Source organism: Rothia sp. HMSC068E02 (assembly GCF_001813565.1).
Classification (GTDB): Bacteria; Actinomycetota; Actinomycetes; order Actinomycetales; family Micrococcaceae; genus Rothia.
The window spans coordinates 47,212-73,384 of sequence record NZ_KV812895.1 but is presented as its reverse complement, the minus strand read 5'-3'; the positions used below and the strand labels follow the sequence as shown (position 1 = coordinate 73,384).

The 26,173-nt window shown below is 61.0% G+C and carries 19 protein-coding genes; 4 read left to right on the top strand and 15 right to left on the bottom strand.

Annotation, left to right across the window (positions count from 1 at the left end; genetic code table 11):
- Positions 1–140: 140 nt before the first annotated feature.
- The 10 genes from murD to dinB all read right to left on the bottom strand — a co-directional run bounded on the left by murD (position 141) and on the right by dinB (position 13,549).
- Complete coding sequence (gene murD / locus HMPREF2919_RS08690; RefSeq protein ID WP_049337565.1) at positions 141–1,727, bottom strand: UDP-N-acetylmuramoyl-L-alanine--D-glutamate ligase; 1,587 nt, start codon at positions 1,725–1,727, stop codon at positions 141–143.
- Positions 1,727–2,932 (bottom strand): phospho-N-acetylmuramoyl-pentapeptide-transferase, encoded by a 1,206-nt coding sequence (gene mraY, locus HMPREF2919_RS08685; protein WP_049337563.1) that lies wholly within the window; start codon positions 2,930–2,932, stop codon positions 1,727–1,729. The genes murD and mraY overlap by 1 nt, the downstream gene beginning before the upstream one ends.
- Before the next feature lie 6 nt (positions 2,933–2,938).
- Positions 2,939–4,558: a UDP-N-acetylmuramoyl-tripeptide--D-alanyl-D-alanine ligase gene (gene murF, locus HMPREF2919_RS08680; RefSeq protein ID WP_070667237.1), complete on the bottom strand. Its 1,620-nt coding sequence runs from the start codon at positions 4,556–4,558 to the stop codon at positions 2,939–2,941.
- Positions 4,551–6,296, bottom strand: a complete 1,746-nt coding sequence (locus HMPREF2919_RS08675; protein WP_070635141.1) for a Mur ligase family protein — start codon at positions 6,294–6,296, stop codon at positions 4,551–4,553. Before HMPREF2919_RS08675 ends, murF begins: the two co-directional genes overlap by 8 nt.
- Positions 6,297–6,464: 168 nt before the next feature.
- Positions 6,465–8,330, bottom strand: coding sequence for a peptidoglycan D,D-transpeptidase FtsI family protein (locus HMPREF2919_RS08670; protein WP_049345236.1), 1,866 nt, complete (start codon positions 8,328–8,330; stop codon positions 6,465–6,467).
- A 62-nt stretch (positions 8,331–8,392) separates the two neighbouring features.
- Positions 8,393–9,400: a cell division protein FtsL gene (locus tag HMPREF2919_RS08665; protein WP_070667234.1), complete on the bottom strand. Its 1,008-nt coding sequence runs from the start codon at positions 9,398–9,400 to the stop codon at positions 8,393–8,395.
- A 20-nt stretch (positions 9,401–9,420) separates the two neighbouring features.
- Entirely contained in the window at positions 9,421–10,485 is a 1,065-nt protein-coding gene (rsmH, locus tag HMPREF2919_RS08660; protein ID WP_070600421.1) for a 16S rRNA (cytosine(1402)-N(4))-methyltransferase RsmH, read from the bottom strand.
- A gap of 102 nt (positions 10,486–10,587) precedes the next feature.
- A complete protein-coding gene (gene mraZ / locus HMPREF2919_RS08655) occupies positions 10,588–11,019 on the bottom strand; it encodes a division/cell wall cluster transcriptional repressor MraZ (protein ID WP_005507741.1) in 432 nt (143 codons plus the stop codon).
- Between the two features lie 528 nt (positions 11,020–11,547).
- Positions 11,548–11,949 (bottom strand): DUF3040 domain-containing protein, encoded by a 402-nt coding sequence (locus HMPREF2919_RS08650; RefSeq protein ID WP_049350360.1) that lies wholly within the window; start codon positions 11,947–11,949, stop codon positions 11,548–11,550.
- 172 nt (positions 11,950–12,121) lie between these two features.
- Positions 12,122–13,549: a DNA polymerase IV gene (gene dinB / locus HMPREF2919_RS08645; protein ID WP_070635138.1), complete on the bottom strand. Its 1,428-nt coding sequence runs from the start codon at positions 13,547–13,549 to the stop codon at positions 12,122–12,124.
- Positions 13,550–13,734: 185 nt separating this feature from the next.
- On the opposite strand from dinB, the gene HMPREF2919_RS08640 reads away from it, so the two are divergent.
- Positions 13,735–14,967 (top strand): polyprenyl synthetase family protein, encoded by a 1,233-nt coding sequence (locus tag HMPREF2919_RS08640; RefSeq protein ID WP_049359876.1) that lies wholly within the window; start codon positions 13,735–13,737, stop codon positions 14,965–14,967.
- A gap of 102 nt (positions 14,968–15,069) precedes the next feature.
- Here HMPREF2919_RS08640 and HMPREF2919_RS08635 read toward each other — a convergent pair whose 3' ends face one another.
- The gene (locus tag HMPREF2919_RS08635; protein ID WP_005506572.1) at positions 15,070–15,438 is read right to left on the bottom strand and encodes an Rv2175c family DNA-binding protein; all 369 of its coding nucleotides are present in this window, start codon (positions 15,436–15,438) and stop codon (positions 15,070–15,072) included.
- Positions 15,439–15,686: 248 nt separating this feature from the next.
- On the opposite strand from HMPREF2919_RS08635, the gene HMPREF2919_RS08630 reads away from it, so the two are divergent.
- Entirely contained in the window at positions 15,687–17,375 is a 1,689-nt protein-coding gene (locus HMPREF2919_RS08630) for a serine/threonine protein kinase (RefSeq protein WP_246824078.1), read from the top strand.
- Between the two features lie 142 nt (positions 17,376–17,517).
- On the opposite strand, the gene HMPREF2919_RS08625 is transcribed toward HMPREF2919_RS08630, so the two are convergent.
- Both HMPREF2919_RS08625 and HMPREF2919_RS08620 read right to left on the bottom strand, forming a co-directional pair.
- Entirely contained in the window at positions 17,518–18,882 is a 1,365-nt protein-coding gene (locus HMPREF2919_RS08625) for a class II 3-deoxy-7-phosphoheptulonate synthase (RefSeq protein WP_070667230.1), read from the bottom strand.
- Between the two features lie 335 nt (positions 18,883–19,217).
- Positions 19,218–19,967 carry a lysophospholipid acyltransferase family protein gene (locus HMPREF2919_RS08620; protein ID WP_070506767.1) on the bottom strand — a complete coding sequence of 250 codons (750 nt, stop codon included), beginning with the start codon at positions 19,965–19,967 and terminating at the stop codon, positions 19,218–19,220.
- Positions 19,968–20,192: 225 nt separating this feature from the next.
- Here HMPREF2919_RS08620 and HMPREF2919_RS08615 point away from each other — a divergent pair, with 225 nt between their 5' ends.
- Both HMPREF2919_RS08615 and HMPREF2919_RS08610 read left to right on the top strand, forming a co-directional pair.
- Positions 20,193–21,059 carry an alpha/beta hydrolase gene (locus HMPREF2919_RS08615; protein WP_049340755.1) on the top strand — a complete coding sequence of 289 codons (867 nt, stop codon included), beginning with the start codon at positions 20,193–20,195 and terminating at the stop codon, positions 21,057–21,059.
- 151 nt (positions 21,060–21,210) lie between these two features.
- Positions 21,211–23,379 (top strand): AMP-dependent synthetase/ligase, encoded by a 2,169-nt coding sequence (locus HMPREF2919_RS08610; protein ID WP_049340757.1) that lies wholly within the window; start codon positions 21,211–21,213, stop codon positions 23,377–23,379.
- A gap of 127 nt (positions 23,380–23,506) precedes the next feature.
- Here the strand turns inward: HMPREF2919_RS08610 and HMPREF2919_RS08605 are convergent, their stop codons facing one another.
- The gene (locus tag HMPREF2919_RS08605) at positions 23,507–24,964 is read right to left on the bottom strand and encodes a mycothione reductase (RefSeq protein WP_049340759.1); all 1,458 of its coding nucleotides are present in this window, start codon (positions 24,962–24,964) and stop codon (positions 23,507–23,509) included.
- Positions 24,965–25,239: 275 nt separating this feature from the next.
- On the bottom strand, positions 25,240–26,052 hold the full coding sequence (locus HMPREF2919_RS08600; RefSeq protein WP_049340760.1) for a ParA family protein: 813 nt from the start codon (positions 26,050–26,052) through the stop codon (positions 25,240–25,242).
- Between the last annotated feature and the right edge of the window lie 121 nt (positions 26,053–26,173).

The following is a 26,173-nucleotide window of genomic DNA, read 5'->3' as shown; positions in this document are numbered from 1 at the left end:
TATAGGCCTCAACTGCCACGGATTCGTCGTGGCGACTACACGAAAAAGGTTCAGGGGTGGGACACCATTACCATCCCACCCCCGAGAAGAACCCGCAAAAAGCACCCCGGTCACCCGAGACGCCCCCTGCAGGTAGCGTCCTAAGAGTCTGCCAGCTGGGCGGCAACAGCGTTCGCAAACGCATCACCGCGCACCGCATAATTCTTGAACTGGTCCATCGACGCAGACGCGGGAGCCATCAGCACGGTATCGCCCGGATGCGCCAGCTCAGCAGCCTTCGCAACGGCCGCGTTCATCACGGCAATGCCGTCCGAAGAATCAGCCACAGCGGCGGTCATATTGTAGGTCGGAACCTGCGGAGCGTGGTTAGCCAACGCCGACTTCAACGCCGCAGTATCAGTACCGATAATCAGTACAGCCTTCAGGCGCTGAGCGTGAGCAGCAATCAGCTCATCGTACTCAACGCCCTTCGACAGACCACCGGCAATCCACACCAGCGAGGGGTAACCGCTCATCGACGCATTCGCGGCGTGAGGATTCGTAGCCTTCGAATCGTTCACCCACATGATGTCGTTCGCATAACCCACCAGCTGGTTGCGGTGCGCACCGGTCTTGAAGGAACGCAGGCCAGCGCCCACAGCCTTCGGGTCAATATCAGCCGCACGGCACAGCGCCGCAGCCGCCAGAGCGTTCTCCACGGTATGCTTCGCGGGCATCTTACCGGGTGCCGGAGCCAAATCCTCCAGAACCGCCAGCTCGTACGCCTCGTTGTAACGGTTCTTCAAGAAGGCGCGGTCCACCATGATGTCCTCAGCCAAGCCGAGCATAGACACGGCAGGCATCTCAGTGGAGCTGAAGCCAATCGCGCGAGCGCCCTCAATAACGTCCGCGTTCTCAACCATGCGCAGGGTGTCCACATGGTCGGTGTTGAAGATGCAGGCAACCTGAGTGTGCTCGTACACGCGAGCCTTATCAGCCTTGTAACGCTCGAACGAGCCGTGCCAGTCCACGTGATCCTCAGCGATGTTCAGAACCACCGAAGCGTACGGGGACATCGAGTAGGTCCAGTGCAGCTGGAAGCTGGACAGCTCCACCGCGAAGAACTCGTAGGGCTCATCGTCGGCAATGGCGTACACGATGGGCATGCCCACGTTGCCTACCTGAATAGCCTTCTTACCGGCAGCCTTCAGGATGGAATCAACCATGCCCACGGTGGTGGTCTTACCGTTCGTACCGGTCAGGCACAGCCACTTGGGGGTCAGGCGGTCGCTACGCTCATTCAGGCGCCACGCCAGCTCCACATCGCCCCAAATCTGGATGCGACGCTCGTAAGCGTCCAGCATGACCGGGTGGTCGGGACGCACGCCCGGGGAGGTCACCACAAGCTCGGGTTCCTGACCGTCTACCAGGGGCAGTGCACGCATGTGCTCGGGACCAAATAGGCCCTCAACGTTGCCGTAGGCGTTAGCGTACAGGTCGATGCGTTCACGCTTCTCCGGGGTATCAGCCCCGTCGATGACAACGATCTTCGCGCCCAGCTGGGCAAGCACGTCGGTCACAGCGTCGCCGCTGGTGCCCATACCCACCACGACCACGCGCAGGTTAGCCCAGGGCGCACCCCAGTGAGTCAGCTCCGCGAGGCGCTCGTTCTCGTACACCGGGTTCACCGCAATAGCGGCGGCGTTCGCTTCAATGCGAGCTGTATCCGGCTGTTCAATAGTTGACATTAGTGAATCACTCCAGAAGTCTGCGAGAACCAGTCACCGAAGAACAGCGCCAGGGCAACGAGCACGCAGAGGGCATTAACAACCCAGAGGCGGAACACGGAGTTCACTTCGCCGCTGCTGACGGTACCGGGGGCAATGCCTCGCTTATCAATTGAGTACATGCCGTTGACGCCGACCTTCTCCATGTGATGGTGGAAGGGGGTCATACGGAAGTAACGGTGCGCGTGTAGGGGCTTCTCCCCCGCTGCCACCGAACGCTTACGGCTGGTCTTGAACACGAACTTCTGCACAATCACAGAGAACACTTCCAGCACGGGAATCAGAGCGATAACCAGCAGAAGCAGCTCGGTGCGGGTGAACAGCGCGAAAGCAACCATTGCGCCGCCCAATGCCAGGGAGCCGGAGTCGCCCATGAAGATCTGTGCCTTCGACACGTTCCACCAGAGGAAGCCAGCCAGCGAACCCACCAGGGAAGCAGCAATCAGCGCCAGCGAGCCGGGGTCGCGCACATCGTAGCAGGCGGTGCCAGCGCCAGCGGAGCAGGCGTGCACGTACTGCCAGATGCTGATGGTCAGGTAGCCGGAGAAGATGGTCATCATGATGCCGCCGGCCAGGCCGTCCAGACCATCGGTGAAGTTCACCGCGTTCGTACCGGACAGAGAGATGAGGGTAATCCACGCAACCAGCAGGATGCTACCGAAGACCGCGCCCGCCGCGAACAGGTCAATGGGAAGGTCACGTACGAAAGAGATAGCGGTCGACGCCGGGCGAGCACCCGACTCGTTCGGGAACTGGAACGCCAGGTATGCGAAGGGCAGGGTCACGCCCAGAAGACCAATGGTCTTCTGCTTCTCGGTCAGACCCTCGTTGCCCTTATTGCGGAACTTCATGATGTCGTCCGCCGCGCCCACACCGAGCATGCCCAGGGTGAAGGCGATGGTCAGCCACGCGGTAGCGGTCGGCACCGGCGCGGTACCGAAGAACAGGGCGCTCACCGCAAGGGTCAAGAAGTAGGCGAGAATCGCCGCGGGGATGAAAATCAGACCCGCCATGGTGGGGGTGCCCGCCTTGTGCTGGTGGGCCGCCGGGCCTTCCTCACGGATGAGCTGGCCAAGCTTGAGGGACTTCATCTTCTTGATGAACACCGGCAGCGCGGTGAGGGAGATGAGGAATCCGAAGATTCCAGCAATCAGCACGGTAATCATAAAGCGCTACCCTTCGTTCGTGGTCTGTTCGGTCGAAGTACGGTCGCCATTAGCGGTACCGTCCAGGTGAGCGGCAAGGTGGTCGCTCAAATCGGTGGTTTCAACAAAGTCACCGGCAGAAAGCCAGGTCGGTGCCTGCTCTTCCTCAGCGCCGAAGGTGTACTCGGCGAAAGCAACCTGGTCACCCAGAATGCCCAGCTTCGCGCCGTTCGAGGACTTGAAGAGCACAATGTCGCCGGGGTGAACCTCGGCGCGCAGGATCTGCTCTGCCTCTTCCGGGGTCTTCACCCAGGTCGCCTCATTACCCCAGGAGCCTTCCAGATGAGCAGCGTTGTAGATGGGCTTCGTCTCGTCGCCCACAGCAATCAGCTTGGAAATGTTCATGCGCACCACGAGGCGACCGATGCGGTCGTGCTCCTCCACGGAGGCGTCACCGAGCTCCAGCATGGCACCCAGAACAGCCCAGGTGCGGTGCGGCTGACCGGTCGCCGGGTCGACGGTGCGACCCAGCTGCGCCAGAGTGCGCAGTGCAGCCGCCATCGACTCGGGGTTCGCGTTGTAGGCGTCGTTAATGACGGTCACGCCGTCAGCGCGGTCGGTGCGCGCCATACGCCACTTCGAAGCTGCCGCCGCTTTGTTGAGCGCGCGAGCAATCTTCTCACCGGAAATACCGCTGTTGTAGGCGATTGTCGCAGCAGCCAGCAGGTTGTGCACGTGGTGCTCACCGATCAGCTGCGAGGAAATCTCGTACTCGCTACCGTCGGGCAGGCGCAGAGTGAACTCGGGGCAGCCAGCGTCGGTGGTGCGCAGGTTCAGCGCCGCCACGTAGCGTTCGTAGGGCTGGCCGTTCGCGTCGGTCTTCTCGCCCACGCCGAAGTACGTAATGGGTGCAACCGAACGCGACGCCATGCGTAGCACGCGCTCATCGTCAGCGTTCAGAGCCAGGGAACCGGTCGGCTGAACACCCTCAGCCAGCTCGCCCTTAGTGCGCTCAATATTGTCCACGCCGCCGAACTCGCCAGCGTGCGCGGTACCGACCTTCAGGATTGCACCGTGATCGGGGTGCGCAATATTCGCCAGGTACTCGATGTTGCCCACGTGGTCGGCCCCCATCTCAATGACCAGGTAGCGGGTAGACTCATCCGCACGGAAAACGGTCAGGGGCACGCCCACCTCACTGTTGTAGGAGCCGACCGGTGCAACGGTCGGGCCCTCCGGGGTGAAAATGGCGGCAAGAAGGTCCTTGGTGGTGGTCTTACCGGCAGAACCGGTAATACCGATAACGGTCAGCTCACCCTGAGCACGCATCTGTTCAATGGAGTAGCGCGCCAAATCACCCATCGCCAGCACCACATCGGGCACCTGGATGCTCGGGTAGGGCACGCCCTGCTCGTCGAGTACTTCGCGCTCGACCAGCGCCAGGGTCGCGCCCCGCTCAAACGCCATGGGGATGAACCTGTGACCGTCAGTGACCGCACCGGGCTTCGCCACGAACAGGGTACCGGTCTGCACCTCGCGGGAGTCGGTGGTGGCGAAGTCTGCGTACACCTGCTCCTCACGGCCCTCCAGGCCGATAGCGGTGCCGCCGGTTGCCTCAATAATCTGGGCGGCGCTGAGCTTAATCATTCTTCACCATACCTTCAGCGGTCTTAGAGTCACTTTCATCGAGCATGCGCTGGTAGTCAGGCAGGATCTCGAAACCGTGCGCACGCAGGGCACGGGCGGTTTCAACGCGGTCGTCCAGGGCGATATCCACGCCGTCAACATCCTGTTCGGTTTCGTGGCCGCGGCCAGCAATCAGGATGGCGTCATGCTCGCCCGCCAGGGCAATTGCCGCATCAATAGCGGCGGCACGCGGAGAAATATTCAGGATCTGGGTGGCTCGGCGGTTCTCAGCCTTCTGCGCGCCCTCCTCAACGGCGGCACGAATCGGCTCGGGCGCCTCACCGTGCGGATCGTCATCAGTCACAACCACAATATCTGCGTACTGTGCCGCAATCGCACCCATAATCGGGCGCTTGAGCTGGTCACGCTCACCGGTCGCACCGAAAACAATCATGACCTTGCCGTCGCCGGGGCGATCCATCGCCTCCAGGGCACGGGTCAGGCCGTCAGGGTTGTGGGCAAAGTCCACAATCGCGTGCGGAGCCAAAGAAATTAGCTGCATACGACCCGGCACCACCGGAGTCAGAGCCGAACCGGACGCCAGCTCGGGCAACAGACGCTCACGCTCAGCGGAGTCAGTGTCCAGGTACGCCATGAGCGCCGCCAGCGCAGCATTCGAAACGTTAAAATCAGCGGGCAGACCGGTGTAGCATTCAACGCTCTCACCGGCACCGTTAGCCACGTGGAAGCGGTGGCCCAGGCCCTCACGCTGAACCTTCACCACAGCCCAGTCGCGGGCACCAAACTCTGCGGGTACCTCAGCCAGACCGGCACCGCGCGCAGTCACCAGGCGGTGCACCTGCTGCGCACCCATCTGCTCGCAAGCGGCGGAGAACATGTTCTCGCCCCACTCGTCATCAGCAGTAATCACAGCCAGCTCGGCACGTTCGGGGGTGAACAGCTGAGCCTTCGAGTCGAAATAGTGCTCCATGGTGCCGTGCAGATCCAGGTGATCCTGAGTCAGGTTCGTGAAGCCAGCAACCGCGTACTTCACGCCGTCCACACGGTGGTAATCAATCGCGTGTGAGGAAACCTCCATTGCGGCGCAACGCACCTGATGCTGACCCATAATCGTCAGCAGAGAATGCACGTGAGGAGACTCCGGGGTGGTCATCTTCGAAGGAACCGACACACCATCAATCAGAATCTGAATCGTGCCAATCAGACCGGTCTTCACACCCAGGCCGGTGCGGAACACCGACTCCAGCATATAGGTGGAGGTGGTCTTACCGTTCGTGCCGGTCACCGCGTAACGGTGGGTAGCGGGGAACGACGCCGAACCATAAATCAGCGCAGCCAACGGACCGACATACTCGCGCAGGTTCTCAGTCACCAGGACAGACACCGGCGCCTCACCCAGCAGCTGCGCACCGGCAGCATCCGTCAAAATAGCGGAAGCACCCAGATTCAACGCGGCCTCAGCAAACTGCGCACCGTGCACCTTCGCACCGGGCAGAGCCACGTACAGGTCCTGCGGGCGAACACCTCGGGAGTCCATGCTAATACCGGTAACCTCAACAGAATCACCGGATTCAGAACCCTGAACGCCACTAGCCAGCTGGGAACTCACCTGAGCACCCAATCCCTGCAGATGTTCGCGAAGGTGCGCCAAACTCACCGGGCGCACAGAATTCGGGCGCAGAGTCTGAGCGTCGCCGCCCAGCAGGTTCTGGCCGGGTGCGTGAGATGCGGTATCCATCGTCCTTCTTTCCTCTCCGCTGTCCGAAGCGGTGAGCTCTGTATGGTCAATGCGCTCAAGGCACACAGGGTCATTCAATATTCTACGGGCTTTAGGCTTCGACAGGTGTTCAGTCCCGGGGCTTCTTCATCACGAATCAGCTACCGGGAACCTCTCCCCCGCTCGCCTTTAGCTCGTCTTATTGGGGCTATCCTCAGCAAAAAGCGGAATCAACTCCGGTTCACCGGTAGAACGCGGCACATTATAGGTGTGCAGGGTCTTCTCCATAATCTTGGAGAACTCAGCCGTCGTACCGTTCGCACCCACGCTACCCTCAGGACGCTGCATGGTCACCGCCACCAAGAACTGCGGGTTCTCAATCGGCGCCACACCAATAAAGGACGTCGTGTTGCCGTCGTAGCCGCCCTTCTCACTCGGAGTTTCCGCAGTACCGGTCTTACCGCCCACGCGGTAGCCGGTCACCTTCGCCGGACGGGCGTGGCCTTGCTCCACCACATTCTCCATGAGAGTCAGGCAGGAAGCGGCAGTCTCCTCGCTGACCATGCGTTCGCCAGGCTCTACGGCACGCTTATGTTCGGTACCGTCGGCGTCAATGATCGCGTCCACAATGCGCGGCTTCAGACGAACGCCCTTATTGCCCAGCGCCTGGAAAATCATGGCGGTCTGCAGCGGAGTCTGCGCAACACCCTGACCGAACAGCACAGTGTACTGCTGACGGCCATCCCAATCACGCCAATCAGCGATTATACCCTGCTCCTCACCGGTCAGCTCAATGCCGGTAAACTCGCCGACGCCGTACTTCTTCAACCAGTTGTAGCGCTCTTCCTTGCTGAGCTTCTGACCGACCAGCACCGTACCGGTGTTCATCGAGTCATGAATAATGCCCGAGAAAGTACGCCGCTGCGCCCCGTGCTCAAACGCATCCTTGAAAGTCTGGCCGTCAATCGTGAGGGTCGCGGGCACGTCATACACGCTCGTCGGGGTGGTCAGGCCCTGCTCAATCAGCGCCGAAGCAGTTAGCATCTTCTCGGTCGAACCGGGCTCCACGCTCTGCGAAATAGCGCGCGGGGTCATGTCCGCCGCGTCCTCAATGGTTGCCGCGCCCGGGTCCATCGTGGAGGAATCAGCAAGAGCCAAAATGGAGCCGTCACGCACATCCATAACAATGGCGGTACACCATTCAGCTTTCAGCTCCTCGGCGCGGGCACGCACCACCTGCTGCGCAAAATACTGCACATCACGGTTAATGGTTAGGCGAATATTCTTACCGTCCACCGCCAGGCGCTGCTCTTCCTTCGCTACGGGGATACGCACGCCATCAGCGCTAATCTCGTAGGTGCGCTCACCGGGGGTACCGGCAAGCTCCTTCTCAAAGACACGCTCAATGCCCACGGAGTAGTTACGGGACACCGTACCGCCCGTACCGTTGCCGTCTGCCTCTTCAACAATGTTGTACTTACCGACCACGGAACCGCCCACACTACCGTTGGGGTACAGGCGCTGAGAGAACGCCTCACCGTAGATGAAGGGCGCACCCAGGGCATCAATCTTATTGAAAATTTCCGGGGTGATATTTGCTTTGATCACCGAGTACTTTGAGGTGCCGTCCAGCTTGGACTTGATGAACTCGTCGGTAATGCCCGGGTCAACGGTCTTGAGAATATCGACCATCTCGTACACCAGCTGGTTGGGGGTGACCTCAACCTTCTGGGTGCGATCCTCGTTGTAGCGTTTGAAGGTCGCCACGGCGCTCTGGTCAGCAGTCAGGTTATAACGCTGCACAGTACGCGCCATGACGTTGCCGTTGATATCGAGAATCTGACCGCGCACAGCAGGCAGCACCTGGGAGCGCAAACGCTTCTGACGGGACGCATTCGCCACCGCACCGGGATCAAAGCCCTGGCGGATAAACAGATTCGCACCGATAACGCCCAGAGCGCAGGTGGCTGCGGCGCCTGCGACGAAGCCACGGCGGGTCAGATCCGGCTGACCGGATGCCGATTCGTTCGCGTTCTTACGCGCGTCGGAGCTCATGCGGTGGTCCTTTCGCTGGTCTAGTCTATCGGTGATGCTACGCATCCTGTGGTCAATATTGTTTATCGTGCGGGCTGGCTTGCCGCGGGGCTAGCTGCGGGCTGCTGAGCGGCGCTCGGTGCGGCGGAAGCAACCGGGCTAGCAGGGGCGCTATTCGCCGGTGCGGGGTTGGCCTGCTGAGCGGGGTTGGCCTGCTGGGCGGGGTTAGCCTGCTGCGCGGGGCTTGCCGAGGCGCTTGCAGATGCCTTTGCCGTAGCGCTCGCCTGGCTGTGTCGCTGCTGAACAGACTTGTCAGCATCCACAATGCCCTTGGCGTAGCTTTCTTCCGAACCCGCTGCCGGCGGCGAAATCAGGTTCTCCTGCTTGGATCCTTCAATACCGGTGGGGCTTGCAGCCGGGGCGGGGGTGCCCTCAATCGTGGAGGACTGCAAGTTCAGGGTCGCCTGCGAAGAGCTCACAAACATGCCCAGGGTACTTGCTCGAATCGCCAAATCCTGCGGGGCTTCCTTGAAGCCAATCTCCTGCTGCAGCGCCTGATTTTCTTGCACAAGCTGCTGCTCCTGCGCGCGCAAATCCACCATGTCGTACTGGCGGGTCACGATCAGTACGTTGAGCAGCAGAATAAAAATCAGGGTCAGCGGAATTGCCGCAAAAACAGCGAGCATGGTGGGCGGGCTGAGCTTACGGGCTCGGCGGCGCACAGTGGACAGCGGGTTACGCTGCTTAGGCTTCTCTTCTCGGGTCTCTTCGGTGCGTGCTGCTGCACGGACGCTCGAGGGCACACGGCTCGCGTTCGTTGAGGTGCGCTTACCGCCGTGAGATGCGGCGGTGCTGACGGGGCGGACCACCGGCTGGGAGGCGGTGACCGGCTCCAGACGCGCGGTACGGGTGCGACCGGAGTGAGCTCGGGTGGAGGCGCGGCTCGCCCCAGTAGAACCACCAGTAGAGGATGCACGGGTAGAGCCAACGGCGCCGGGGGTGCCGGCGGCAGGACGCGAGGAACCGGCGCGTCGACTCCGCGGGGCGCCCTGGGTGCGGGTGGGGCGCGGGGATGCGTGCTGGGTGCTCACTCTTCTTCGCTTTCTGTCTTCTACTTGGCGGGGATGCGGATCTTCTCGGCGGCGCGCAGCTTGGCGCTGGCGGCGCGGGAGTTCTGTTCGATTTCCTCGTCGGTAGGCGGTTCGGCGCCGCGGGTAATGATTTTTACGGTGGGCTTGTGTTCTTCAAGCTCTACCGGGAAGCCCTTGGGTGCTTTGGAGGTTGCCTCTGCGGTCAGTGCCCTCTTGACGATTTTGTCTTCGAGGCTGTGGTAGCTCATGGCGACGAATCGGCCGCCGAGGTTGAGCGCCTCCAGGGCTGCCGGTACGGCGCGTTCGAGGGCTTCAAGTTCGTGGTTCACTTCGATACGCAACGCTTGGAAGGTGCGCTTGGCGGGGTGGCCGCCGGTACGCTGCGCGGCGACGGGCACAGCCTTCTGGATAATGCGCACGAGCTCACCGGTGGTTTCCAGCGGCGCGTTGGCTCGGGCGGTGCAGATAGCGCGGGCGATACGCGACGCGAACTTCTCTTCGCCCCAATTGCGGATAATGCGGCGCAGCTGGTCTTCGCTATATTCGTTGACGACGATGCGGGCGGTGAGCTCATCCTCGGAATTCATGCGCATGTCCAGGGGCGCGTCGTAGGAGTAGGCGAAGCCGCGGGTGCGTTCGTCCAACTGCATGGAGGAGACACCCAGGTCCATCAGGATGCCATCAATTCCCTGCACGCCGGCGGTTTCCATGGCGCGGTCAATTTCATCGTAGACGGCGTGCACGGGTACGAAGCGGTCACCGAAGCGCGCCAGGCGTTCACCGGCGATGGCGTGCGCCTGCAGGTCGCGGTCAATACCGATCAGCACAAGGTTTTCGAAGCGTTCAAGCAGCGCCTCGGAGTGACCGCCCATACCGAGGGTGCCATCAATAACGTAGGCGGTGCCGCGCTCCTCGACGGCGCGTTCAATGCCGGGTGCCAGCAGGTTAATACAGCGGTCCAGCATGACGGGCACGTGACGTTCGCTGGCTTCACGCTGGGAGAGGTTCTCAATGGATGCGCCGGTCACCTTAGCGGCAGAGCCGGATGCGGTCGTACCGGTTTCGGGGGCGTGGTCTACGCTCATGGGTGCTCCTGTGAGAGTTTGTCCTGCGGGAAAGCTTACGGAAGAGTGGTGCGGTGGTGATAGAGAGATGCCGGGCGGGCGCCGCTACACCAGCAAAACTGGCTAGAGTAGCGGGCTGAACGGGTCCTCGTCGAGGGAGGCGAATTCAGCTTCGGTGCGGGCGAGGTATTCCTCCCAGGCGGCGGCATCCCAGATTTCTGCGCGGGTTCCGGATCCGATGACGACGAGGTTGTCGGTCAGTCCTGCGTATTGGCGCAGTATCGGCGGGATGGTGATGCGTCCCTGCTTGTCGGGCAGTTCGTCTGAGGCTCCTGAGAGGAAGACTCGCAGGAAGTCTCGGGCGGCTCGTCCCGGCAGGGGCGCGGTGCGCATCCGTTCGTGGATGCGTTCAAATTCTGCGGCGGGGAAAACGTACAGGCATCGTTCTTGACCGCGGGTCAGAACGAGGCCTGCTGAGAGTTCCTCACGGAATTTGGCGGGAAGGATGATGCGTCCTTTGGCATCCATTCGTGGTGAGTAGGTACCTAAGAACATTCACTTCACCTCCCCGATGTGTGCCCCTGACGTGTGCCGATGTGCTGAAGTCTGCGGGAGCGGGGTTGCTCCACAATCCTGCAGGTGCCGGTGGCGGGGTGTGCCGGGCCGGCGCCTCCGCCGTTTGTTTGAGGGCACGGCGATAGGACTGACTTTCAGCTTTCCCCTCCACTTTACCCCACTTTCCACCACCTACCCCACCCGGCAGAGTATCTTTTAGTGTTTTTATGCTCTCTTCTGCATTTTTAACGCTGCCGCACAGCTTCTACACAGCTTCGGGCGTATTCCCGCTCAGTGTGCAACCCTCAGATTGCCTGCTTCGAGGGGGCTCAGGTCTGTTCACGGTTCGGGTCTGTTCACCGTTCGGGGCACAACACCCGGCACCGGGAACTGAGTGCAGAAAATGGGCACAAGAAAGCGGAGGTAAGAGAATTCTTACCTCCGCTTAATCAGTCTTGAGTTTTGAGATGTTCGCATCGGGGGTCAGCTCTATGAGCTAAGCCGCGAAGCTTCTGCACCCTAAATGCTTTAGAGCTGGCCGTTATTACGCTCGTCCCAGCGGTTCTCCAGGCGGTTCATGAAGGAAGACTGATCCTTCTGCTCGCGCTGACGCACACGGGCTGCGCCTTCTGCCTTACCGCCGAGGAAGGAATCCACCGGGGTCTTCTTGCTGGTGGTTGCGAAGTACACGCCACCGGCCGCGAAGAGGAAGCCGAATACGCCCAGCCAAATCATGTTAGATGCGACCGCGCCAATAATGATGCCCAGGCCGATGAGAACGAAGAGAATACCGAGAGCCAAATGGCGAGCACTAAAAACCGGCGCAGTATTGCCGGTTGAAGACATGGAGGAGGCAAAGTGCGGATCCTCATTGCTCATGAGTTCTTCAAGCTGGTCCAGAACCTTCTGTTCGCGCTCGGACAGTGCCATCGTTTTCTCCTTTGAGGTGTCTCTGCTCAAGATGACGTCGGTATCAGCCGGGTTAGCTAGTGCATCAGCTGGCGCGGTGAGCGCTTCTTCCCGCTGTATGTTTCCGGTCGTATGTTTCCCATCGTACCGCGCGGGGTGGGGTTGGCGCATCCTTTTTTCGGACAGAAGCTCTTTATGACCTCTTTTCGTCAATGCTCTTCTCGGGCGCGGTAACTCCGGAGGCTGGCTTGAGGCTTTCCTGTGAGTACTTACGGTGAATCGCGTCCATGACGTGCTCCACCTCGGACCATCTGCCGCTTTTCACGAGGCGCGCGCCAGATCCCAAGTGAATACCAGACCCCGAGTAAATACCAGCCCCTGTGCGAGTACCGTTCTGCGGACTATTACCAGCTCCCCCGCCGCCCCATTGTACGGAGACGGTTTGTGCGGAGGCAGTTTTTGCAGAGCCAGTTTGTGCGGAGCGTGAGTTTGCCCCGCTCTCGATGGAGTCGAAGAGAGTTTGTTGCACTCCGTCTTCTGCGCGGGCGAGCTTTTCGGCGCGCACTCCGATGAGTCGCAGGGCGCGGGGCGCCGCCTGCCCCACCAAGATTTCATCTGCGCGCAGGGCTTCCAATGCCAGGGAGGCAATCTGCATGCCGGAGTCTACGGGCACGTTCAGGGCAATAGCGCGGGTGTGCGTTTCGAAGGTGCTGTAGCGGATTTTGAGGCTGAGCCCTCCGGCAAGTTTCCCGGCGGCGCGCAGGCGCTTTCCCAATTTGAGGCTCAGCTCCCGAATAGCGGCGCTCACCTCCTGGGCATCGGTCGTATCCGTCTCGAAGGTGTGCTCGCCACCCATGCTTTTCTCTTCGCGTTCGGTCACCACGGGGCGTTCGTCAATGCCGCGCGCCATGGCCCAGAGATGCTCACCCTGGGCAGTGCCGAAGCGTTCTTTGAGCCAGTCCAGGCTCATGGACCTCATCTGGGCAATGGTGTGAATACCGTATCGGGAGAGCTGCTCGGTGCTTTTCGCACCCACTCCCCACAAGTCGGAGACTTTTCTCGGGTCAAGAAATTCTTGAACGCGCTCGGGCGGAATAACCCACAGCCCGTTCGGCTTGCTACCGGTGGACGCCATTTTGGCGAGTAGTTTATTGGGCGCAACCCCCGCGGAAGAGGGCAGGGAGAGTTCCTGCGCGATGCGGTCGCGAGCGCTCTGCGCCAGGGCGACGGGGTCTTGGCCGTGCAGATAAGCGCCGGTTAGGTCCACGAAGGCTTCATCCACGCTGACCTGTTCAACGTAAGGGCTCAGGTCGTTCAGGATCGCCATGACGGCGCGGGAGTAGTGCCGGTAGTCGCCGCGCAGCGGCAGGACAGTCGCGTTGGGGCTGAGGTTTCGGGCGCGACTGAGCGGCATGCCGGAGTGCACTCCGTGAGCGCGTGCCTCGTAGGAGGCGGAGCAGACGACCGAGCGGGGGCCCAGGGGCGCCACGATAATGGGTTCGCCGCGCAGAGCAGGGTTTTCGAGGAGTTCGACGTTGACGAAGAAGGCGTCCATGTCCAGGTGCATAATGACGCGGCCGTTCCTTGAGCCGCTGTTCTTGCTGGTTCGTGCCTGCCCCATGTCGCCTCCTCTCATAGCTTCTACGCCTACCTACCGAAAATATAGCACATTTCTACGAAAAATAGAGGCAACTTACCGTAAACGTGTTCGCAAATGCGTTCTCTTGGGCTTTTCTCCACTAAGCTAGAAGAAGTGCACACCGCACCGCATCAGGACCGTACACAGCGACCATCAGCGAGGATAGTATGACTCCCCCTTCTCCTTCCGGAGCACACACTCCCCAGGCGACCGAGAGCCTCACCGTAGCGGCGCCGAATATCCCGGCGGATTCTGCGCACCTCGCTGAGCGTATTGCTGAAGAGCAGCGAGCCTACCTGCACGCTTTTGACACTCTCATGGCTGAGTTTTTTGCCCGCCAGCGCGAGCTACTCGAGGGTATTTCTGCCGAAACTCTACCCCTACTTGAGGCTATTGAGTCCCTCTCCACCGGCGGCAAGCGCCTGCGTGCCCTGCTGAGCTACTGGGGCTGGCGCGGTGCGGGCGGCGCTCCCGTAACCGAGAACCGCGCATCCTGGTCCATTGTGAAGGCCGGCATGGCGGTAGAGCTGTTCCAGACCTCCGCACTGATTCACGACGATATTATCGACCGCTCCGATACCCGCCGCGGCGCTCCCTCCGTGCACAAGCGTTTCGAGGCGGCGCACGAGCAGAATAGTTGGCGCGGTGATGCTTTCAACTACGGTCTGACCGGCGGCATTCTTGCTGGCGATCTGACCCTGGCGTGGTCTGCCGAGGTTTTTGCGTCCCTGGGTGAGGGAGCAATCTATGGCGCCCCTGCGCGCACTATTTTTGACCGGATGCGCACCGAGGTTCTGGCGGGTCAGTACCTGGACGTCTACTCCGAGGTTCTCGAAACCGAGGACGCTCAGGCGGCTCTGCAGCGTGCCCTGAACGTGATTCGTTTCAAGTCCGCCAAGTACTCGTGCGAGCACCCCTTCACGATTGGTGGCGCTCTGGCTCTGCAGGCTGCCGCGCTGGAGAGCGGTGCATGTGCCGTGAGCGAGCAGCACCCGGTACTTGCCGGTTACCGTGCGTTCGGCCTGCCGCTGGGTGAGGGCTTCCAGCTGCGTGATGACGAGCTGGGCGTCTTCGGCCAGCCCGAGGTGACCGGTAAGCCCGCTGGCGATGACCTGCGTGAGGGTAAGCGTACCGTGCTGGTGGCGCTCACCTCCGCAGCCCTCGACGAGCAGGACGCAGCGCTTCTGCACAATAGCTTGGGCGATCCCGAGCTGAGCGATGAGCAGGTGGAGCGCATCCGCGAGCTGATGGTTTCTTCGGGCGCTTTCGCCAAGCATGAGCAGCTGATTGAACAGAAGTCTCAGGCTGTGTTTGAGGCGCTGGAGGCGATGAACCTGGACGAGCTGGCGCATGCGGCGCTGACCGATATCGTGGGCCGTGCACTGCGTCGCAAGGCGTAGAGGTCCAGCACATATAAACGTTAAACAAGTTGAGGCGGCATACCGAAGTATGCCGCCTCAACGTATTTAGCTATAGTTCTGAGCCGCTATTACCGAGCCAGATTACCAAGCCAGTGCCTGCGCACGGCGACGGATCTCAGTCTTACGACCGTCAATCAGTGCGTCGATGGGACGACCGGGCAGGGACTCGTCGCTGGTGTACAGCCACACGATAGCTTCTTCATCGCTGAAGCCGGAATCCTTCAGGACAGCGAGGGTGCCCTTGAGGGATTCGAGCACACGCGAACCGTTCATGAACAGTGCGGGTACCTTGCGCACGTTGGTTTCCGGGTCGCGCAGAGCGATGAGCGTACCGTCAGAAATCAGGTTGTGAACGCGGGTCACCTTCAGGTCGAGTGCCTGCGCAATTTCGGGGATGGTTACCCAATCGCCAACGAGGGCGAAGGTCTGAGCAATATTTTCGTTAGTCACCTTTTAAGAGTGCCAGAGCTGGCACGTATTTACCACTTTTGACCCGCCGCAGGTTCGCTGCCCCTCCCGGGTTCTTTCGTTCTTGTACTTTGCCCGTTGTTCTTGCGTTGGAGTCGGGTCCACCGGCACTTTGTAAGAATTCGCTGAGTGTTCACCTGCCCGGCGCCCTCTAGTATCGCTTCTGCCCAGGTGGGCGGGCTAAAATGTTGAGACGTATGAATACTCCCAGCCCACGCCGGATTTCTCCTGTGACCCCTCGTTCTTCTGCAAATACTTCTGTTCCTCCCGCCACTCGCCCCGCTGCCCCGGATACCGCTATCGGTTCTTCGCAGTGGCTCAGTGGCGCCATTATTGAGGGTCATTACCAGGTGGGTTCGCTCATTGGCCGCGGCGGCATGAGCGAGGTCTATTATGCGCTGGACCTGTGGTCGAATAACCCGGTCGCGCTCAAGGTCCTCTCCCCCACCCTGGCGAAGGATGCGGCGAACCGCCAGAAATTCCACCGTGAAGAGCGTTCGATGCGCCAGGTGGGCGGCGGCGGGCATACGGTGGGTGTGATTTCTTCGGGTACCGAATATTTTTCGGGCGAGATGGTCATGTACATCGTCTTGGAGTATGTGCACGGTTGCACCCTGAGCCAGCTGTTGCGTGTGCGTAATGCCCTGTCCCTGGGTGAGGCTCTGGATATTCTCATTCCGGTGGTGGAGGCGCTCTCGGAGGTGCACGCGAACCGCTACCTGCACGGCGATATTAAGCCGGGCAATATTCTGCTGGACGCTAACGGTCAGGTGAAGCTCACGGACTTCGGCCTTTCCCGCCGTGATGATCAGGTGGATGCGGGCGCCCCCATGGGTACCCCCGCTTACGTTGCGCCGGAGGTCCTGGACCCGAAGGTGAAGGTTGGCGCGCAGGCTGATATTTTTGCGCTCGGCGTGATGATGTACCGCATGCTTTCAGGTCGTCTGCCCTTTGTGGGTCTGGAGAATGACCAGCAGGTGCTCTACCACAACGCCAACATTGAGATGCCCGCGCTGACCGATGTTGCCCCGGGTGCGGACCGCGATATTGCGGGGCTGATTTCGTGGTGTACCCGCAAGCAGCCTCATGCCCGCCCGGAGGATGCGACCGAGCTGTTTACGGCTCTGCTGGAGATTTCTGAGTCGCTGGGTGAGTCCGAGCGCGCTTGGCGTGCCCCCTCGTGCCCGGAGCCGGAGCTTCCCCTCTGGGAGGCTGTTGCCGATATTGCGGAGCGTAGCGGTGCCGCGCAGATGGTGCGTAACACCCCGATTAGTGCTTTTAGCGATGCCCGCGATCTGCTGGCGTACGATGTGTACTCCCCTGACAGTCTCGTCTATGATGCATCGGCTGCGGGGCAGGGCGTGCACCTTGCCGACGTTGACGCTGAGGACTCCGTGCTGAACCGCCAGGGCATTCCGCCGCTGGTAAGTTCCGCCTCCGATGCTGACGACTCTGAGGATGAGCCGGACGGCGCAAAGGGCAAATCCGGCAAGCGCGGCCTGGGCTCGTTCATGGGCCGCCGCGCCGCAGCTGCGAAGGGCCCGCTCACTCAGTCCGTTGGTATTGGCCCGCAGACAGAGCAGGAGTTTATCTCAGCTCACGGCGAGTACGCACCGATTCATGCCGAGCGTTCGTTGAGCCCCTCGGGTTCGCGCCGTTCGAAGGCTAAGGGCTCGGCGAGCGCATCTGAGGCGGAGGAGTCTGCGGGTACTTCTGATGATTCCGAGCAGTCTGCGCAGAAGGATCCTCGCCTACCCACCAAGCAGTTTAGGACTCCGCCCTCCGGTATGGCTGTGGGCGGTTGGGCTCTGGTGCTGATTCTGTTGGGTATGGGTTCGAGCTTTACCGGTTGGTGGCTTGCGACCTCGCTGGTGCAGTCGCAGTGGTGGCGCAATATTGAGGCGTTCCTGACCTTCTAGCGCCTGCCGCACCGCTCTTTTGCTGAGCCGTTCTTCTGCCGCACAGCACAATGCCCGGGTCTTCATCTTTGTCAGGTGAAGACCCGGGCATTGTCGTGTCTGCTACTCCCCGCCACTTATCGCGACGAAAAGCGTGAGCGTTTTATGCGCGGTTCTTAAGGTACTCGGAGACCAGGAACGCGATTTCCAGGGACTGCGAGTGGTTCAGACGCGGGTCGCACAGGGACTCGTAGCGGTCAGCCAGTGCTGCCTCGTCGATGGCGTCGGAGCCGCCCAGGCATTCGGTCACGTCGTCGCCGGTCATTTCCACGTGGATACCGCCGGGGAACGAGCCCAGTGCCTCGTGTACTTCGAAGAAGCCGCGAACCTCGTCGAGCACGTCGTCGAAGCGGCGGGTCTTGTAGCCGGAGGGCACGGAGATAGTGTTGCCGTGCATCGGGTCGGTAACCCAGACGACCTTCGCGCCTTCAGCCTGCACACCCTCAACGATTGCGGGCAGCTTCTCGCGGATATTCTTCGCACCCATGCGGGTGATGAAGGTCAGGCGGCCGGGCTCGCGGTTCGGGTCGAGCTTGTCGATCAGTGCGAGTGCATCCTCTGCCGTGGTGGTCGGGCCCAGCTTCACGCCGATGGGGTTGCGCACCTTGGAGAGGAAGTCTACGTGTGCATCGTCGACGCCGCGGGTGCGCTCGCCAATCCACAGGAAGTGTGCGGAGGTGTCGTAGGGCAGCTGGGTGCGCGAGTCGATGCGGGTGAGGGCACGCTCGTAGTCCATGACCAGGGCTTCGTGGCCGACGTACATGTCGGTGGTCTTGAGTGCTTCGAAGTTCACGCCGCATGCTTCCATGAACTTGAGGGCGCGGCCAATTTCGTTGGCGGTCTTCTCGTAGCGCTCATGCGCGGGGTTGGAGGTGAAGCCGCGGTTCCACTGGTGCACGGCGCGCAGGTCTGCGAAGCCGCCCTTGGTGAAGGCACGCACCAGGTTCAGGGTGGATGCGCTGGTGTGGTAGCCGCGCAGCATACGCTTGGGGTCGTGTACGCGGGCTTCGGGGGTGAAGTCGAAACCGTTGACGGTCTCGCCGCGGAAGGAGGGCAGGGTGACGTCGCCGCGGGTTTCCATGTCTGCGGAGCGCGGCTTGGAGAACTGACCCGCCATGCGGCCCATCTTCACCACGGGCATGGAGGCACCGTAGGTGAGCACAGCAGACATCTGCAGGATGGTCTTGACGCGGCCGGAAATCTTGTCGGCGGTTGCACCAGCGAAGGTTTCTGCGCAGTCGCCGCCCTGCAACAGGAATGCGCGGCCTTCAGCAACCTCACCGAGTGCCTGGCGCATGGCGTCGACCTCACCGGCGAAGACGAGCGGCGGTACCGAGTTCAGCTCGGCGATAGTGCTCTCAAAATCTTCGTGCTCGCTCCAGGTGGGCTGCTGGTCAATGTGCAGCTGACGCCAGGTGTCTAGGCCGTGGTCGGTGGCCTGCGAGGTGTTGAGGTTTTGATTGCTCATCTTCACTCCATCGGGATGGTCTTGTGCGTTTTCTGATTCAGCCGCGTTTCGGGTGCTCGGCGCGCCGTGTGCGGCGTGCTGGCTTGCGATTCTTCAGGCTGAATAGACCTAATTGTACTCTTGCTTGCTTCAACACCTAACCCTGCAGTCAGGTACATCTCACATGTTTAGATGGCGCCACCCGGTGTCGGCGATACGAGGGGTGAAAAGCGCCCTGACAGAACGGCATACGAAAGGGCGGGATGCGGCGCGTACCGCATCCCGCCCTCTGGCGCATGTGTGTATCTGTCGTATGTGTGCACCCGGGGTGCTGTCTCAGGGTGTTGTCTCAACGTTTAGCGTTGCAGGTGTGCGACCGCCTCATCAGCGCTCATGTTTTTATCAGCCATGAGCTTCTTGACGCGGTCGGCGTACACGTCCACGTATTCCTGGCCGCTGAGGGCACGGATCTCGGAGCCAATACGGTCGGCGATTTCACGCTGAACGCGGTGGCTCAGGTCTGAGCCGTCGGTGTATTCCTCGAAGGTGAGGGGCTTGCCGATAATGGTACGCACCTGGATGGGCTTGCCGTCATGGCGCAGACGGATACGGTTCGAGCCGGAGGGCTGAATCAGGTCGGTACCGATCTGTCCGACGGGCACTACGGGCACGCCTGCTTCAACTGCGAGGCGGGCGACACCGACCTTGGGGCGGTAGCCGCGTCCGTCGGGGCTACGGGTGCCTTCGGGATAGATGCCGATGATGCCGCCGTCCTTGAGGACCTGCGCGCCGGCATTGAGGGATTCCTGGCTCTTCTGGCCGCCGGAGCGGTCCATGGGAAGCTGGCCGACGCCGCGGAAGAACGCCGCCATGGCACGGCCCTTCACGCCGGGGGTGGTGAAGTAGTCGCTCTTGGCGAGGAAGTTCACGGTGCGAGGCATGGCGAGAGGAATGAAAATGGAGTCACAGAACGCCAGGTGGTTGCTTGCGACAATGTAGGGACCCTCGGGCAGATTCTCAAGGCCCACCACGTCATGGTGGTACAGTCCCTGCAGCAGGGGGGAGCCAAGAATCTTGAGCGTTGAATAGAGGGCGGCGTTAGGCATGGGGTCTCCTCTCTGAATGTTCCCGGCTCAATTCTAGCGTGTCTGGAGAGGCGCGAGAGAACGCGCGATAATTAAAGAAAAGAGAACGATTTTTCTGCGCACCGGTGTATTGGGTGCGCTGGAGGCGATATACCAGCATCGGCGCTGTGCCCGCGGTAGCCGGTCGGGGTACGCTATAGAGCCTGCACCTGCGTTCATATTCGCGCAGGTTGGCTAAGGAGGACCATGAGCATTTTTGATAACTCGTTGGAGCCGCTCAAGCGGATGCGCCGCAAGGCTCGCGAGCGCAGGCTTCTAGCGACCCAAAATGTTAAGGACTCCCTGGCGCGTCGCCTCGAGGGCGACCAGGAAGCGTTCGATCACTCCCCCGTTTCTTTTAGTCCTGACCCGGCGCAGCATTCTGTGGGTATTTTGCTGGTGCACGGTTTTACGGGTTCACCGCATAGCATGCGCCCGTTGGCTCAGCATTTTATGGAGCTCGGGTATGCGGTGGAGATGCCGTTGCTGACCGGTCACGGTACTCATTGGAAAGATTTGCGCGATAGCACCTATGAGCAGTGGCTAGCTTCTGCCGAGCAGGGGTACCGTCGCCTAGCCGATCAGGGTCTGCGTGTGGTGGTCGTTGGTATGTCGATGGGCGGCACGGTGGCGACCCATCTGTCGGCGCGCCTGCCGGTGGCGGGTACGGTACTCATCAACCCCTACATGGTGGATGTGAACCCGATGATGCGTCACGCCGGTAAGGTGTCGAAGGTTCTGCCGGTGCTCAAGGCGATCGGGTCTGATATTGCGGTTCCGGGTGTGAGCGAGGGCGCGTATTCTATCGTTCCAACGGCAGCGGTGCATCAGCTACATCTTTTGGGTGCTGAGACTCGTGCTCTGATCCCGCAGTTGAAGTCGCCGGTTCTGTATTTGCGTTCACTGGGCGATCATACTGTGTCGGATAGCTCCCATAAATATTTTCTCGAACATTGTTCAGTTCCTGTAGAATTTAGGTGGCTGACCCGCAGCTACCATGTGGCAACGCTCGACTACGACGCCGAGTATCTTTTCTCTACTGTTCAAGCTTTTGTCGCATCCCTAAACCACTAAATTCTGACAGTTCCGCCCGCTGCACACCGGCGAATGCATCACCCGCCGCGGCGAGCAGAACAACCAGAAAGCCATCACGGCACCTCGAGCATTCGAGGACAGCCCGCGGCCCGGACCGCCCGAGCTTACGCCCTGATTCGAAAGGCGCATTATGAAAGTCTTCTCCACTCCCGCTGAGGTTCTTGTCGACCCCTCACTGAACCTGACAAGCATTGTTGAGCGTCACCGAGCCGACAGCTCCAACCCGGTGCTGTACCGTCGCCAGATGTCTCCGGGTAACTGGCAGCCGATTCGCGCCCAGCAGTTCCACCAGATGGTAACCGACCTAGCTAAGGGCATGATTGCTGCGGGCATCCGCCCGGGTGACCGTGTGGGCATTATGAGCCGCACCCGCTTCGAGTGGACCGTCATTGACTTCGCGATTTGGTACGCGGGCGCCATCTCCGTGCCGGTGTACGAGACCAACGCACCCGCACAGGCGGCGTGGGCGCTCGCCCACTCGGAGGCTACCGCCATCTTCGTTGAGGATGAGAAGCTTCTGGCGCGCATCGCGGAGGCTGAGGAATTCGCCTCCACGACCCAGGAGCCCATGCAGTTGAAGCACCGCTGGGTCATTGAGAACGGTGACCTCGATACCCTGAGCACTCGCGCCTCCGAGGTAAGCGATGAGCGGCTGGAGCAGGTACGTTCCGCAGCCGGTTGTGACGACCTCGCGACCATTGTGTACACCTCCGGCACGACCGGCCGCCCCAAGGGTTGCCCGCTCACCCACGGCAATTTCCTGAACCTGAGCGCCAACACGCGCTTCGTGGAAAGCGAAATTGCGAACCCCCGCAACTCGTCGATTCTCTTCCTGCCGCTGGCCCACGTGCTGGCTCGCCTGATTCAGGTGCTGGCCCTGGACGCCGGTGTGGTTATCGGCCACTCCCCGAACATTAAGAACCTCGCGGCCGACCTTGATAGCTTCAAGCCGACCATGCTGCTGGTGGTCCCCCGAGTCTTCGAGAAGGTGTATGAGGGGGCCAAGGCCAAGGCAGAGAAGGGCGGTTCTCTCAACAAAGCTCTTTTCGACCGCTCGGTGGACATCGCGATTGCCTGGTCGAAGGCGAAGGTCACCGGACATGTATCTTTCAAGCTCGCGGCGCAGTACGCCCTGTACGACCGTCTCGTGTACTCCAAGCTGCGTGCGGCTCTGGGCGGGCAGCTACACTACGCGGTCTCCGGAGGCGGCCCGCTGGGCGAGCGCCTCGCGCACTTCTTCCACGCGGTGGGCGTGCAGGTCATCGAGGGCTACGGCCTGACTGAGACCTGCGCTCCCATCGCGGCCGGGCGTATCACCCCGTATCAGATCGGTAGGATTGGCCCGCTTCTTCCAGGTGCCGAGGGCACCATCGCCGAGGACGGCGAGCTACTGGTGCGCGGTGTGGGCGTCATGAAGGGGTACTACAAGAACCCCGAGGAGGACGCCCAGGCGTTCACCGAGGACGGCTGGCTCCGTACCGGCGACCTGGCCGAGTTCGACGAGGCCGGGTTGCTGAAGATTGTGGGACGCAAGAAGGAAATCATCGTCACCGCCGGCGGCAAGAACGTCATTCCGGGCATTGCGGAGAACCATCTGCGTACCTCTCCCCTGGTCTCCCAGGCCATGCTGGTGGGGGATGAGAAGCCCTTCATCGCGGCCCTCGTGACCCTGGATCCGGATACCCTGCCCGAGCAGCTCGAGCACCTGGGGCTGCCGCGCTCACTGTCCATCCCGGAGGCGGCCGTGCATCCGGCGGTACGCGCCGCCGTGCAGCGAATTGTGGACGAGGCGAATCAGCTGGTCTCGCGCGCCGAGGGTATCCGCGAGTTCCGCATCATGAACCGCGATCTGACCGAGGAGGACGGCTATCTGACCCCCTCGCACAAGATTCGCCGCGCGAAGGTGCTGCAGGATTTCTCCTCCTACGTGGACGAAATGTACGGCAAGGTTTCTGATAGCACGTCGGATTCTTTGGCTCGTCTGCAGGAGTACGCGGCGGAGCAGTCTGAGAAGTTCGCTGAACTGCGTGAGCAGGCTGCCGAGCGTCTGCACGAGTATGCGGACCACCAGGCGGAGCGTCTTGCCGAGCTGCGCGAGCAGGCGGCTGAGAAGTTTGAGGAGCTGCGTGAGCAGACCGCCGAAATGATGCAGAAGCCTCAGGAAGAGAAGGTTGAGGCTAAGGACGACGCTAAGAAGTCCGATAAGTCTGAGAAGGCTGAGGATTCTTCCGCTGAAGCTCCGGCTGAAAAGACAGAAGCTAAGAAGGCTGAGAAGAAGTCTGAAAGCGACAACGCCTAACCGGCTCTAGCTACCGAAACGAGAGGAGGGGGTCGTACCGCTGTGGTACGACCCCCTCCTCTCGTATATTGGCTCGTGTATGTTGACCGCCCATAGCATTCGGCTTCCGGGCGTTATCTAGCCGGCGTTAGTTGGCGGGCTCGTTGAATTCCAGACCGAGCAGCGCGTTCTCAACGATTTCGGTCAGTGCCGGGTGAATCCAGTACTGGCCGCGTGCGAGGGTGCGCGCATCCATGCCGAAGCTCATTGCCTGCAGGAGCGGCTGGATGAGCACGGAGGACTCTTCACCGACCAGGTGTGCACCGAGCAGCTCACCGTTGTCCTTACGGGCAATGAGCTTGCACAGGCCAATCTTGTCTTCCATTGCCCAGCCGTAGGCGGTGTCGCCAAAGTTCTGTGCCTTGACGGTAATCTCAAAGCCTTCACGTTCAGCCGCCTGGCGCGCCTGCTCTTCGGTCATGCCGACCACAGCAATCTGCGGGTTGCTGAAGACGGCAGCCGGTACGTAGCGGTGGTCGCTGGCACGCAGGTCCTCGGGGTGGCTGAGGTTGTGCTGCACAACGCGTGCCTCGTGGTTTGCCACGTGCTTGAGCTGGTAGCGGCTGGACACGTCGCCGAGGGCGTAGACGCCGGGTACGGGCGCGCCGTTGTAGAGCACGCGCTGGTACTTATCGACGCTGAGCTGGCCGCCGTCCTGCACGTCGAAGTAGTTCTTCGCGTTGAGGGTGTCGGTGTTGGGGCGACGACCGGTTGCCACGAGCACAGCGTCTGCCGGGATTTCGAGCAGTTCTTCACCGTTCTCGGTAGTGTGCTTAGCTACGACGGTCACACTGCCGTCGGCGTTCTCACGGATTTCGGAGAGGGACGCATCCTTGACGATGTTCCACTGCTTGCTTGCGGCTTCTTCGAAGCGTGCCACGACCTCTTCGTCCACGCCACGTAGCAGGCGGGAGGAGCGGTTCAGCTGGGTTACTTCGGTACCGAATGCGGAGAAAACGTGGGAGAATTCTGCCGCAATCACGCCGCCGCCGATGACGACCATACGGGCGGGCAGCTCGTCCATGCGCATGACGTTGTCATTGGTGTAGACCTTGGAGGAGTCGATACCGGGTACGGGAGGCAGCACGGCGCGTGAACCTGCCGCAACAACAATCTGGCGGCCCTGCAGGCGGGTGCCGTCGGTCAGCTCGACGGTGTGGGAGCCGACGAAGCGCGCGTACTGGTCGTAGAAGTCGACGTTGGGCAGACCGGCACGCCAGTTGCGGCCGCCTTCAACAATCTGGTCAATGCGGGAGGCAAAGATACGGTCACGAATCTGCGCCCAGTGCACGGCGTCTACGTGTGCGTCGACGCCCAGGTGCTTGACCTCGCGGGTCTTCTGCGCGATGGTCGCCGGGTAGACGTACATTTTGGTGGGGATGCAGCCAACGTTCAGGCAGGTGCCGCCGAAGATACCGCCGTCGATGAGGGCGACCTTCTTGTCGTCCCATTCGGGGCCGATGAGGGTGTTGCCGGATCCGGAGCCGATGACGATGAGGTCGTACTGTGCTACGCCGTCAATGCGTTCTACGTTCTCGATGCTCATGTGGTCCTCTCGTTGATGATGTTGAGGCTGGGCTCGTTCCCAGCGTGCCCCTCGATAGCGGGGTTATTTCTGTTACTGCCACTATAACGCGTGGAGGCTACCGGCTATTCCCACTATCTGGTGTCAATGTTGACGGATATGCGAAAGGTGCGCCGTCCCAAAGAACCACAGCGCTGAGAACACAGCGGTTCTTTGAGAAGACGCACTCAAGCGTTGAGAACTATTCGAGCCCGCGGATTAGTGACGCGTATATGTCTGCGCTAAGAGGTCAGCGATTAGATGTCTGCCATAAGCCCAGCCAGCAGACGGGTGAAGTCAATGGCGGGATCAACCGATTCTTCGTCGGGCCAAAAATGAATCGGGTACGCCGCACCCTGGGCGCGTTGCAGCACGGGGCTTTCAGCGAGCACCGGCTCTGCGACAAGATCGCCGAAAAGGGAGCGCATTTCGTCGCGTCGGTAGCGGTGTTCGCTATCGTTGGGGCGCATCTTATTGATAACTACTCCCGCACCGTCAATGCTGATGCCGCTTTCCTGCTGAAAACGCACGATGGCGCGCAGGGTTCGTTCGGTGCCCGCTACAGAGAAAAGGGAAGGCTCAGCGACCGAGAGGATGCGCTCACTAACCGCCCAGCCCATCGAAGACAGGGTTCCGAGGAACGGCGGGCAGTCGATCAGGATGACGTCGTAGGCGTCCGCAGCCGCCTCCACCATGCGCTTGAATCGGCGGATGAACGGCGCGGCTTCCTGCCGGTCCACGAGGGTGGAACGAGCCGAACCGCGCGCCACCTTCACGCTACCGGTGGTCACGGGGTTATTGGTCAGCAGGGTGGGTTTGCCGACGAGCGAGTTCCAAGAGGAGCTACCGGCTTCCTCCGCGAAGGCACGCTCATTGGAGCTGGCAATCAGGGAGGCAACGTCGGGGATGGTTTCATCCACCGCCAGACCGGTGCTGGCGTCGCCGTGGGGGTCGAGGTCAATAACGAGTGTGGAGAGTCCGCTGTGTAAAGCTGCGGACGCGAGCCCCAAAGTGATGGACGTTTTGCCGACGCCACCTTTGAGGCTGCTGATACTGACGATGCGGGGCATGCAGGTCCCTTTTATGAGTGAGGTGTAATGCCCCTTTATTTTAGCGAATCTTCGCTTTTCTTCCGGGTCTGACAGGGGTGTATCTTGAGTTTTTTCTCAAGTGAGCAATGAATATTCTCTC